General features: G+C 60.5%; 8 protein-coding genes. 6 read left to right on the top strand and 2 right to left on the bottom strand.

Features of this window, described 5'->3' with window-relative positions:
* Positions 1-5: 5 nt before the first annotated feature.
* A complete protein-coding gene (locus DARO_RS18155; protein WP_011289281.1) occupies positions 6-1,886 on the top strand; it encodes a potassium transporter Kup in 1,881 nt (626 codons plus the stop codon).
* A 34-nt stretch (positions 1,887-1,920) separates the two neighbouring features.
* Here the strand turns inward: DARO_RS18155 and chrA are convergent, their stop codons facing one another.
* Positions 1,921-3,285, bottom strand: a complete 1,365-nt coding sequence (gene chrA, locus DARO_RS18150) for a chromate efflux transporter (RefSeq protein ID WP_011289280.1) — start codon at positions 3,283-3,285, stop codon at positions 1,921-1,923.
* 190 nt (positions 3,286-3,475) lie between these two features.
* Between chrA and DARO_RS18145 the strand changes: the two genes are divergently transcribed.
* Together DARO_RS18145 and DARO_RS18140 are read left to right on the top strand one after the other, a co-directional pair.
* A complete protein-coding gene (locus DARO_RS18145) occupies positions 3,476-4,252 on the top strand; it encodes a bestrophin-like domain (RefSeq protein WP_011289279.1) in 777 nt (258 codons plus the stop codon).
* Between the two features lie 148 nt (positions 4,253-4,400).
* Complete coding sequence (locus DARO_RS18140) at positions 4,401-5,555, top strand: response regulator (RefSeq protein ID WP_011289278.1); 1,155 nt, start codon at positions 4,401-4,403, stop codon at positions 5,553-5,555.
* A 61-nt stretch (positions 5,556-5,616) separates the two neighbouring features.
* Here the strand turns inward: DARO_RS18140 and purT are convergent, their stop codons facing one another.
* On the bottom strand, positions 5,617-6,816 hold the full coding sequence (gene purT / locus DARO_RS18135) for a formate-dependent phosphoribosylglycinamide formyltransferase (protein ID WP_011289277.1): 1,200 nt from the start codon (positions 6,814-6,816) through the stop codon (positions 5,617-5,619).
* A gap of 120 nt (positions 6,817-6,936) precedes the next feature.
* Between purT and DARO_RS18130 the strand changes: the two genes are divergently transcribed.
* The 3 genes from DARO_RS18130 to DARO_RS21955 all read left to right on the top strand — a co-directional run bounded on the left by DARO_RS18130 (position 6,937) and on the right by DARO_RS21955 (position 12,733).
* Positions 6,937-8,580 carry an ArnT family glycosyltransferase gene (locus DARO_RS18130; RefSeq protein ID WP_011289276.1) on the top strand — a complete coding sequence of 548 codons (1,644 nt, stop codon included), beginning with the start codon at positions 6,937-6,939 and terminating at the stop codon, positions 8,578-8,580.
* Positions 8,581-8,630: 50 nt separating this feature from the next.
* Entirely contained in the window at positions 8,631-9,416 is a 786-nt protein-coding gene (locus DARO_RS21960; protein WP_198134068.1) for a phosphatase PAP2 family protein, read from the top strand.
* Between the two features lie 368 nt (positions 9,417-9,784).
* Positions 9,785-12,733: a PAS domain S-box protein gene (locus DARO_RS21955; protein WP_011289274.1), complete on the top strand. Its 2,949-nt coding sequence runs from the start codon at positions 9,785-9,787 to the stop codon at positions 12,731-12,733.
* Positions 12,734-12,814 lie beyond the last annotated feature (81 nt).

The raw sequence follows: 12,814 nt of genomic DNA, 5'->3' as shown, positions 1-12,814 counted from the left end.
ATTTCATGCACAAAGAACAAGACAAGAAGCGTCTGGCGACGCTCACACTGGCTGCCTTGGGGGTCGTTTATGGCGACATTGGCACCAGCCCCCTGTACTCCATCAAGGAGGTGTTCGGCGGCGCCCACCATCCGGTACCCATTACCCCGGATAACGTTCTGGGCATTCTGTCGCTTTTCTTCTGGTCGCTCATCATCGTGGTGACGCTGAAGTACGTCTCCTTCATCATGCGGGCCAATAACCGCGGTGAGGGCGGCATCATCGCACTGATGACGCTGGCGATGCACAAGGGGGTTGCCGGTTCCTGGCAGCAAAAGATGCTGGTGTTGCTTGGCCTGTTTGGTGCCGCCCTGTTCTATGGAGACGGTATCATTACGCCCGCCATTTCCGTTCTTTCAGCCGTCGAGGGCCTGGAAATCCTGACTCCGGCCTTCAAGCCCTACATTCTGCCTATCACGCTGATCACCCTGATCGGACTGTTCATTTTTCAGCGCCGCGGGACAGCCAGTGTTGGTGCGTTGTTCGGGCCGGTCATGGTCATCTGGTTTGCAGTCATAGCGGTCCTCGGGGCGGCTGCCATTGTCGAGAACCCGGCGGTGCTTGCCGCAGTCAATCCTGTCCATGCTTTCCATTTTCTGACTGGCAATTCGCTGCTCGGCTTCTTTGCGCTGGGGGCGGTTGTGCTGTGCATCACCGGTGGCGAAGCCCTGTATGCCGACATGGGCCACTTCGGCGCCAAACCGATTCAGTACGCCTGGCTGGGTTATGTCCTGCCGGCCCTGCTCCTCAATTATTTCGGTCAGGGCGCGCTGCTGCTGGCCGACCCGAGCAGCGTCGAGAATCCCTTTTACCTGCTTGCCCCGGAGTGGGGCAGGTATCCCCTGGTTGCCCTGGCGACAGTGGCGACGGTGATTGCATCGCAAGCAGTGATCTCCGGTGCGTTCTCAATCACGCAGCAGGCCATTCAACTCGGCTACACGCCACGGCTTGAAATCCAGCACACTTCCGACGAGGAAATCGGTCAGATTTATCTGCCGGCGATCAACTGGATGATGCTCATTGCGATCATTGCGCTGGTCATCGAATTTGGTTCATCTTCCAATCTGGCGGCTGCCTACGGGATTGCGGTCACCGGCACGATGCTGATTACCAATATCCTGGCCATTGCCGTTGCTGTTCGCCTCTGGAACTGGAGTCCGGCCAGGGCGATGCTGGGGGCCTTGCCTTTCATCTGCATTGACCTGGGGTTCTTTCTGGCCAATTCCGTCAAGATCGCCGACGGTGGATGGTTTCCGCTCGCCTTTGGTCTGGCCGTCTTTATTTTGCTGACCACCTGGAAACGGGGGCGTGAGTTGCTTGGGCTGCGCCTGGCGGCCGACGCCATGCAACTGAAATCGTTTGTGGTCGATATCGCGGGCAGCGGGATTGGGCGAGTTCCCGGGACGGCCATCTTCATGACCCCCGACCCGGAACTGGTTCCCCACGCCATGCTGCACAGCCTGAAACATTACAAGGCCTTGCACGAGCAGGTTGTCGTGATGAGCGTGAAGGTCTTCGATGTGCCCTATGTGCCGGATGTCGACCGCGTCGAGGTGCATCGCCTGAGCAACAATTTCAGCCAGGTTGTCGTCCAGTATGGTTTCAAGGACGATCCGGATATTCCCGCTGCGCTGGCGCTGTGCGGGGAGGCCGGGCTGGCAATCGAACCAATGGATACCTCCTTCTTCCTTGGTCGAGAAACCTTGATTCCGAAACTGGGTTCCGAGATGGCTTACTGGCGGGAGCTGTTATTCGTGGCGATGTTCCGTAACGCCGGCAGCGCGACGGCGTTCTTCAAGATTCCATCGAATCGTGTGGTCGAGCTTGGCTCCCAAGTGGTGCTTTAACGGCAGAAAGTCTCGGTTGAGAAAGTGCGAGGTTTCAAAGCAGCGTCTTGATCAGAAGGCCGGCTATCGCGCAGGCAGCAATGACATGGATGACGTTCTGTTTGAAGCGGAAAAGTGCGATGGCAGCCGCCAGGGCAATAAACGCTGAAATCCAGTCGAAGCTGCCGGCGAATCCCTTCGCCCACAGGACGTGGTAGCCGAAGAACATCGCCAGGTTCAGGATGACGCCGACCACGGCCGCGGTAATTGCCGTCAGTGGCGCGGTGAATTTCAGGTCGTTGTGCGTGGTTTCAATCAGCGGGCCGCCGGTCAGGATGAAGATGAATGACGGCAGGAAGGTGAACCAGGTGACCAGGCTGGCCGCCACGGCGCCGGCCAGGAACAGGCTTTCCGGGCCGAACACGGCTTTGGCGTAGGCGCCGACAAAACCGACAAAGGCGACGACCATGATCAGCGGCCCCGGCGTGGTTTCGCCCAGGGCCAAGCCATCAATCATCTGCAGCGGGGTCAGCCAGTGGTAGTTGTCGACCGCGCCCTGATAGACATAGGGCAGCACGGCATAGGCGCCACCAAAGGTCAGCAATGCCGCCTTGGTGAAGAACCAGCCCATCTGTGTCAGCGTGTAATCCCATCCGTGGCTCGCGGTGAGCAGTACCATCGGGATGAGCCAGAGCAGGCTGCCAATGACGGCTATCTTCAGCAGGTGACGCCACTTGAAGAGGGCGTGTTCCGGTGTCGGCGTGTCGTCGTCAATCAAGGCCGGGCCAAATGACTTGTCGGCCTTGCCGTGGCCGCCGCCGGCCTTGAAATATTCCGGCGCAAGGCGGCCGCCGAGATAACCGATCAGCGCGGCGACCCCGACGATGGCCGGGAAGGGGGCGTTCAGCGCGAAGATGGCGACGAAGGATGCGGCGGCAATCGCCCACAGCACGTTGTTCTTCAGTGCACGGGAACCGATGCGGTGGGCTGCCTGAACCACGATGGCCGTCACGGCCGGCTTGATGCCGTAGAACAAGCCGGCGACCAGCGGCATTTCGCCAAACGCGATATAGATCCAGGACAGGCCAATCAGGATCGCCAGCGAAGGTAGAACGAACAAGGCGCCGGCAACGATGCCGCCCCAGCTGCGGTGCATCAGCCAGCCAATGTAGGTGGCCAGTTGCTGCGCTTCCGGCCCGGGCAGGACCATGCAGTAGTTCAGCGCATGCAGGAAACGCCGCTCTGAAATCCAGCGCCGGTTTTCGACCAGTTCCTGGTGCATGATGGAAATCTGCCCGGCCGGTCCGCCAAAGCTGATGAAGCCCAGCTTGAGCCAAAAGACGAAGGCTTCCCAGAAGCTCACCTGAGCCGGCGGAGTATCGGGGTTTTCTGCGCTGGCAGATGCGGGCTTTTTGGTCATTTCCGGACTCTACATAGGCCCGGAATAAATCACAAACAAGGCTTCGGGCCAGGCAACAGGCCTTTGCGGGCGAGGTGGTTTCGGCTGCAGCCTCCGGAGCCATTCTGGCCGGGCTTCTGCATAAGGATTGACGCCGTGCCGCACCATCGCCCAGACTCATCAAGTTGAATCAATCTGCGGACTTTCGAACATGCCCACCAGCAACTGGCATATCTACGATCACTACGGCTACGCCTTCCTCGCCGTGGCCGGTACTTTTGCCGCCGTCGCTGCGGTTCAGTGGGCGCTGCGCCGCCCACGCTGGGCGGGCTGGATCGCTTCGCTGCAAGGCGTGGCACCGCCTTTCATCAATATTATCGGGGTGCTGTTCGGTCTGACCCTGGCCTTCCTGGCCAATGACACCTGGAGTGCCCATGACCGGGCGATGAATGCCGTGTTCAAGGAGGCCGATTCGCTGCGCAGCATTCGTGTGCTGTCGGAACAGCTGGCCGAGCCGCTGCGGGGTGAAGTGCGCCTGGCGCTTTCCCGCTACGGTCAGGCCAGCGCCGGTGAATGGCCGATGCTGGCGGCCCGCCAGTCGAGTACCGAAGTGACTTCGCTGGCCGATGCGCTGCTGACCCTGCTTGCCAGCCAAAAGGTTGCTGCCGGTGCCGGCGAGAACGTGCAGGCGCTGATGCTGCGCAAGGCGGTCGAAATTCGTGACGAGCGTGACTTGCGCATCGGCCTCAGCCAGACCCACGTCAATCCGCTCAAGTGGCTAGGCATGGCTTTCCTTGGCTTCCTGACCCTGCTGTCGGTCTCGGTCGTTCATGTCGACAAGCCGCGGGCAGCGATGGTTGCGGTGATCCTGTTCGCCTTGGCGGCGGCGCCGACGGCTGCGATTGTGCTGATCCAGGGCAATCCCTTCCAGCAGCCTACTTCGGTCAATCCGGCGCCGATTATCGAGGCAGTTAGCGGTCAGCATTAAAGCGTAAGTTACTCCCACACTTTCGGTGTCGGAGAGCGTGGCAAAATCAATATCCGAAGGCAGGGCCGTGGGTTTTAAATATTGACAAAAATATAGTATTTGCTATATTTTGCAGCCTTGGGCGGATAATACTTGGCAGGGATTCGCAATGCAGAACCTGATCAATCAGCAGCATGAAATGACCATTCTGGTCGTTGATGACACGCCGTTCAATTTGACGTTGATGTCAGCCGTTCTCAAGAAGCATTACAACGTCAAGGAGGCGTCTTCTGGGATTGATGCGCTGACGATGATTCGCTCGGGGCCGCTGCCTGATCTCATCCTGCTCGACATCATGATGCCCAAAATGGATGGCTACGAGGTCTGTCGCCAGATCAAGGCCGATCCGGCCACGGCCAATGTGCCGGTGATTTTCCTGACCGCGAACGTGTCCAGCGACGATGAAGAAAAGGGCTTTGCACTGGGGGCGGTTGACTACATCACCAAGCCGATCAGGCAGCGCGTGGTGCTTGCCCGGATCAAGACCCATCTTCAACTCAAGGCTTCGGCGGATTTCCTCGAGGACAAGGCGGCTTTCCTCGAAAACGAGGTGGCCCGGCGTTCCCGGGAGATCGAGGCGATCCAGGATGTGACCATCCTCGCCATGGCTTCGATGGCCGAAACGCGGGATAACGAAACCGGCAATCACATTCGACGTACCCAGTTCTACGTGCGCGCCCTGGCCGACAAGTTGAAAAAGCATCCGCGGTTTTCGTCCTTCCTGACCGAACGGTGCATCAACATGCTGTTCAAGTCGGCTCCCTTGCACGATATCGGCAAGGTGGGCATCCCCGATCACATCCTGCTCAAGCCCGGTCGCTTCACGCCGGAAGAGTTCGAGCTCATGAAGGCGCATACCACCCTGGGACGCGATGCGATTATCAATGCCGAGCGGAGACTCGGAATCAGCGTCGATTTCTTGAACCACGCCAAGGAGATCGCCTACAGCCACCAGGAAAAATGGGACGGCAGCGGCTATCCGGAGGGCTTGGCCGGTGATGCGATCCCGATATCGGCGCGCATCATGGCCGTGGCCGATGTCTATGACGCACTGATCAGCCGCCGCCCGTATAAGAATCCTTTTCCGCACGACAAGGCGGTACAGATGATCATCGACGGGCGAGGCAGCCACTTCGACCCCGATATGGTTGATGCCTTTGTCGAATTGCAGGATGAATTCCTCGCCATCAGCCAGCGTTATGCCGACAGCGAGGAAGAAATCGAGGAAAAAACCCGCCAGATCGAGCGGATGCGCGGCGCCTGAAACGGGAACGAGGACGCGTAGTCAGCGGCGCTGTCCAGCCGCCGACAGCATGTTCCGAATTTCAGGTTCTGGTCGGACGAACCTTGCTCGCCGCCAGCTTGGCCCGTTCGCGGGCCTGGTCGGTGCTCTCGCCATTGGCGACGGCCACGCCCATGCGGCGTTTCTTGAAGGACTCCGGCTTGCCGAACAGGCGCAGGTCGCTGCGCGGTACGGCCAGGGCCTCTTCCAGCCCCGCGAAGGCAATGCCTTTTTCTTCCATGCCGCCGTAAATGACGGCCGAAGCACCCGCTTCGCGCAGCGCGGTATCGACCGGCAAACCGAGGATGGCGCGGGCGTGCAGTTCGAATTCCGAGAAGCGCTGCGAGCACAGCGTGACCAGCCCGGTGTCGTGCGGCCGGGGGCTGACTTCGGAGAACCAGACCATGTCGCCCTTGACGAACAGTTCGACGCCGAACAGGCCACGACCGCCGAGGTTGCCGGTCACGGCGGCGGCAATTTCCTGCGCCCGTTGCAGCGCAGCCGGGCTCATCGCCTGCGGCTGCCAAGATTCGACATAGTCGCCGCCGACCTGCACGTGGCCGATCGGCTCGCAGAAGTGAGTCACCACTTCGCCGGCTGTATCGCGGGCGCGGACGGTGAGCAGGGTGATTTCATAATCGAAGTCGATGAAGCCTTCGACGATGACCCGGCCCTGATTGACGCGGCCACCGCTGGCCGCGTAATCCCAGGCCTTCTGGACATCGTCCGGGCCGCGCAGCAGCGACTGACCTTTGCCGGACGACGACATGGTCGGCTTGACGATGCAGGGATAGCCAATGCCGCCATCGATGGCAGCCTGCAATTCAGCCAGGGAATCCGCAAATTTGTAGGGCGAGGTCGGCAGGCCAAGTTCCTCGGCGGCCAGCCGGCGGATGCCTTCGCGGTTCATGGTCAGCTTGGCGGCGCGGGCGGTCGGGATTACTTCGGCCAAGCCGGCCGCTTCGATCTCGACCAGCATGTCGGTGGCGATGGCTTCGATTTCCGGCACGATCAGGTGCGGCTTTTCCTGTTCGACCAACTGGCGCAGCGCGGCACCATCGGTCATCGAGATGACGTGGGCGCGGTGAGCCACCTGATGGCCAGGGGCGTTCTCGTAGCGGTCGACAGCGATCACTTCGACGCCCAGGCGTTGCAAGGCAATGATCACTTCCTTGCCGAGTTCGCCGGCACCGAGCAGCATGACGCGCAGGGCAGAGGGGGAAAGCGGGGTGCCGATTTTCATGGGGTTGCCTCGAAGGTCGATGGAGAAAGTCGGGCGAATTTAGGCGTCGTCCGCAGCAACGTCAAGTCGCCATCATGCCGGCGGTCGGGGAAGCTGGCTGCCCTGCCTTATAATGCCGCGATGCAAGCCAGACCAATCCTTCGTTCCATCGAGCGCTTCCTGCTGTCGCCGTTCAGCCTGGTGCTGGCGATCGTCATCGCTTTCGTGCTCAATGCCTACAGCCTGCCGCTGACCGATGTCGACGAAGGGGCGTTTTCCGAAGCGACGCGCGAAATGATGGCGCGTGGCAACCTGATCTCGCCGACCCTGAACGATGCGCCGCGCCACGACAAGCCGATCCTGATCTACTGGGCGCAGGCTGTTTCAGTCAGTGTGCTCGGGGTCAGTGAAATCGGCTTCAGGTTGCCGTCGATCATCGCCAGCATCCTTTGGTTGCTCTTCCTCTACCGCTTCTGTCTGCACCATGCCGACCGGCGGACGGCGCAGGTCGCTGCGCTGGTCATGGCCTTGTCGCTGGCCGTTGGCTTCATCGCCAAGGCCGCGATTTCGGATGCGCTGCTCAACCTGTTCATCGCCCTGTCGATGTTCGGCATCTACGACTTCTTTTGCTCCAGCCGGGATGGCAAGAGCCCGCAACAAATCCGCCGGCTCCTGTTCTTCGTCTATGCCATGCTCGGCCTCGGCTTCCTGACCAAGGGGCCGGTCGCGGTGATGTTCCCGCTGTTGATCAGCGGTATTTTCTTCGTCTCGGCCGGCGCCTGGCGTGACTGGCTGAAAGCGGCCTTTTTCTGGCCGGGCTGGCTGCTTTTCCTGGCCATCGTCGTGCCCTGGCATGTGCTGGTTTATCTGGATCAGGGCGACGCCTTCTTCCGCGGTTTCTACCTGAAGCACAACCTGAATCGCTACTCCAATACCTTCGAGGGGCATGGCGGCAAGTGGTACTACTACCTCGTCGTCCTGCCCTTCGTGCTGATGCCGTTCACCGGCTGGCTGCTCGCCATCGTCGGCCAGCTGCTCAGGAAGCTGTGCTCGGTGCCGCTCGGCCTGGCTTACGGCGAGGGACTGTTCGAACGCTACCTGATCCTGTGGTTCGTCGTCGTCTTCGGCTTCTTCTCCTTCTCCGGGACGCAGTTGCCGCACTACCTGCTCTACGGCTGCACGCCGCTCTTCATCCTGCTCGCCCGCTATCGTCCGGAGTTCGAGCGGCGCTGGCTGGCCTATCTGCCGCTGATCGCCTTTACCCTGTTGCTGGCTGCCTTGCCGGAAATTCTGGTCTTTGCTGCCGCCAAGGCGGGCAAACCTTTTGAGAAGACGCTGCTCGACGGCCTGGTTGCGGCCTTCTCCGACGAAGCGCGCTGGTTGCTCCCCTTGCTCGCCGTTGCCGTCATTGCATTGACCTTGTGGCGCAACTTGCCGGTCTGGCAAGGGCTGATCATTGCCGGGCTACTGCAGGCACTGGTCGTTGGCGCGGTCATCGCGCCGCGAGTGATCGGTGTCACCCAGGGGCCGATCCGCGAGGCGGCCATGGTCGCCAAACAAAGTGGCGGCACGGTGGTGGCCTGGCGCATCATCATGCCCAGCTTCAGCGTCTATCGGCAGTCGGCGACGCCAACCAGGGTGCCCGTTGAGGGAGAGCTGGTGATCACCCGTACCGACCGCCGGCATGAGGTGCAGGCGCTGCTGGCTTCCGGTCTGACGATGCGCGATATCTACGTGAAGAGTTTCGTGACCCTGGCTCGCGTCGAACGCGAGGCGGCGCGGTGATGGATTGCGGGCTGTACGCCCGGCATCGCTGGTTCGACAGGATGGTATGGGTGTCCTGCCTGTTGCTGGCAATGGCGCTGTTCGGCATTTGGTTCACTGGCAAGTGGCAGGCTGGTTTCATCCCGGCGCAGGCGGCCAGCGCCGTGCTTCCTCCGGTGCTCTGGGAGTCACTGACGACTTTGGGCGACGCCCGCGTGCAGTTGGCGCTGATGTTGCCTTTCTGTCTGCGTTATCCCCGGGTGTTCTGGGCGCTCTTTCTCGGTGCCCTGCTTGCCGGGGCAATCAGCCGTGGCTTCAAGACGGCCGTGCCTTTGCCTCGCCCCGCAGCGGTGCTCGATGCTGCGCAGATCAATGTCATTGGTGCCAAGCTGACGGCGCACAGCTTTCCGTCCGGACATACCGTCTCTGCCTTCTCCTTTGTCGTCCCCTGGCTGGCCTTGCTCGGCTGGCGGGCGGCCCCGATTGTGCTGATCGCTGCCTTGGCCGGTTTCTCGCGGATTGCCGTTGGCGCCCACTGGCCGGTCGATGTGCTGGCCGGTGCCATGATCGGCCTCGCCGGCAGTTGGCTAGGCTTGCGTTTGAGCCGCCGCTTCCCCTGGGGGCTGGGGGTGCGCGCTCACTGGTTCCTGGTGGCGATTTCGCTGGTGGCCGTCGCCACCTTGCCTTTCGATGGTCAGGGCTACCCCGGTTCTTTGCCCTGGCGCGTCGCCGCTTGCTTGTGGGGGCTTGGCGGTTTCGTGCTGGTCTATCTGCTGCCCTTGTTCCGCCTGGGGTGGCAGGGGGTGAATCGTGAACTGGCCAGTGTCGCCGTGCCGGGCGGCGAAATCTCCCGCTGACCTGGGCGCCGGTGCTTTTGGGGGCCGGCCTACTGCTGCCGGGCTGAGTCGCCCCGGGGCTACCGATGATCGCAACGATGATCGGCATCGCCACGGCCAACCGCGAACGACTCGTCGCCACGTGCCTGAAGTTCCGTAAAGATTAAAAATACACAATTCACTAAATGCTGTGTCTCGTTGTTGTGTTTGCTATATCCTTGGCATGCCGCTTAAATAATTTGCTGGGTTCGCGTTCCATGACAGCTGCGAGAATTCGTGTGAATGCCCGTTTCAGGTGCCCTGTTCCGACGCTAGGGAATTAATTCTGGCTGGCAGCTAAACCAAGCGTGATTTTTCGAGTCCTAGAGCCAAAGGAGAGGATCGAGAAGATGGGCGTCGTATTCAATACCCTGTCGGTTGCCGAAGCCTTGGTATTCCGTCGAACGCTGCTGGCAATCGTCGTGGCGATCAATTGCCTGGCGATTTGCGTCGGCGCCTACACCTTGTACGACAGTCGGCAGCTCTACGATCGCCAAGCCGAAGCGGAAAGCCGGAATCTGGCGCGTGCCCTCGATGAAAACCTTGCCGTCAGCCTGGGGCGTGTCGAGGTGACACTGGGTAGCGTGGTCGATCGTCTCGAAGAAGAGTTGAACCGACATGCCACGCTCCAGGAGGTGTCTCTGGCGTCGTTCATCAAACGTGCGGAGAGCCATCTTGGCGCCCACGTCAGGGTTCGGGTGTCGGATGAGAGCGGCATGGTGATTCTGGGCGGGGATGTGGTGCCGGGAACCACCACATGGGGAGGGCGGAGTTTTTTCAGGCAACTCAAGGAGCATCCGGAAACCGGTACCCTGATCAACGACCCGGTGCTCGGCTACGTCACCAAGGTCCACCTGGTTCCGGTCGCGGCACGCTATCGCTATCCGGATGGCCGATTTGCCGGCATCGTCTCGGTCGCGGTTCCCGTTTCCTACTTGTCCGATCAGCTGGCCAAGCTCGACTATGGCCCCCATGGCCTGGCTGTCCTGCGCGATGCCAAACTCAACCTGATCACCCGCTATCCTGCATTGAACAAGCCGGAAGGTGAGTTGGGGGCGCCAATTTACAACAAGACCCTGATTGCCGGAATTGAGGACGGCAAGCGCAGTTTCTTCTATCACACCCAGACGACACCGGATGGCGTTTCGCGGCTGATTACCTATCAACGGCTGTCGTCGATGCCATTCCACCTGATCGTCGGCCTGGCGCATGACGACTATCTGCTGCCCTGGTATGAGCGATTGCAGCAAACCGTCATCGCCCTTGTCATTTTTGCGTTCGCCACCTTTGCCCTGAGCTTGTTGCTCCTGGGCATGCTGTCCAGCTTGCGGCGGCAAGGCGAGCATGCCGTTGCGCTACTCAAGAATGCGAGTGACGGTGTCCATATTCTCGACCGGCATGGCGTCATCGTCGAAGCCAACGACGCTTTCTGCGCCCTGCTGGGTTATTCCCGGCAGGAGGTCATCGGCATGGCCATCGGGCAATGGGATTCGTCAGTCAAGGATGTGGATGTCGAGGCGATGCTGGCCCAGCGCTTTCAGTCGCCCGTGCCCGATCAGTTTGAAACACGCCACCGCCGGAAGGACGGCAGCGAGTTTCCGGCAGAGGTCAGTTTCCAGCCGATGGTCATCGAGGGCGTCGAGTTGCTCTACGCCTCATCGCGGGATATCAGTGACCGGAAGCGCGCAGAATTGGTGCTGGCCCGTGAACGTTCGATGTACCGGACCTTGATCGACACGCTTCCCGACCTGATCTGGCTGAAGGATGCCGATGGTGTCTATCTCAGCTGCAACCGCCGCTTCGAGCAGTTCTTCGGGACCAGCGAACAGGAAATTGTCGGCAAGACGGACTATGATTTCGTCAGCAAGGAATTGGCTGATTTCTTCCGGGAACATGATCGCAAGGCCATGGAAAAGGATGGACCATCAATTAACGAGGAGGAGGTGCCCTTCGCCTCGGATGGTCACCGGGAGCTGCTCGAAACGACGAAGATGTCGATGCGCGATGCCAGCGGGAAGCTGATCGGTGTGCTGGGGATCGGGCATGACATCACGGCCAAGCGACGTTCGGAGCTGGAACTGGATGGACACCGCCAGCACCTGCAGGAACTGGTCGACTCGCAGACCGCCGATCTGATGGTGGCCAAGGAGGTCGCCGAAACAGCCAGTGTGGCCAAGAGCGCCTTCCTGGCCAACATGAGCCACGAAATTCGCACGCCGATGAATGCCATCACCGGCATGGTGCATATCCTGCGCAACATGGGGGTGACCCCTCCGCAGTCTGAAAAGCTCGATATCATCGAAAACGCCAGCAAGCACCTGCTGGGAATCATCAACGATGTGCTCGACCTGTCGAAGATCGAGGCCGGAAAATTTACGCTGGAGGATGTGCCGCTCAGTATCCGCGCCCTGTTCGGCAATGTAGCCTCGATGCTCGGCCCGAAAGTGCGGGAAAAGGGGCTGGTTTTGAACATCGAAGCCGATGATGTGCCACGCAACTTGCGCGGTGATCCGACGCGACTCCAACAGGCGCTGCTCAATTTCGCCGGCAACGCGCTGAAATTCACCGAGCGGGGGCATATCACCCTGCGCGCCCGGATTCTGGAGGAGACAGAGCTATCAGCCAACTTGTGTATCGAGGTCGAAGATACGGGAGTTGGCATTGCGCCGGAAGCCTTGCCCAAACTGTTCGGTGCGTTCGAGCAGGCCGATAATTCGATGACCCGCAAATACGGCGGGACGGGGCTGGGCCTGGCCATTACCAAAAAGATAGCGGAAGTGATGGGCGGCACGGCCGGCGTTAACAGCACGCCGGGGGGAGGAAGTACCTTCTGGTTCACCGTGATCCTCGGTAAATCAGATGAAATCGCCGAGGTGCCCAGCCGTACCGCCATGACGGAGGCCGATGCGATGCTGAGGCGCGATTGCGCCCACCGGCGGATTCTCTTGGCCGAAGACGAGCCGATCAATCGGGAAATTGCCCAAATGCTGCTCGAAGCGGTCGATCTGGACGTCGAAATGGCCGAGAACGGGGAGATTGCGGTGCGCATGGCCCTGGCCAACTGCTATGACCTGATCCTGATGGATATGCAGATGCCGGTGCTCGATGGTTTGGCGGCCACGCGGCGCATCCGTGAACTGCCGGCCTGCGCAGCGGTGCCGATTCTTGCGATGACAGCCAATGCCTTTGCCGAGGACAAGGCTCAATGCCTGGCGGCGGGGATGAACGATTTCATCGCCAAGCCGGTCGTTCCGGAGGTTCTTTACGATACCTTGCTGAAGTGGCTGCGTCGTCTGTAAGGCCGATTGCGAGGCGAATACATGGTGACGTGCGAAATAAAACCGTAACGCAGCAGTAACCAGCGGGTCACGGGTGGGTCG

The organism is Dechloromonas aromatica RCB (genome assembly GCF_000012425.1).
This window is presented reverse-complemented; position numbering and strand designations above follow the sequence as displayed.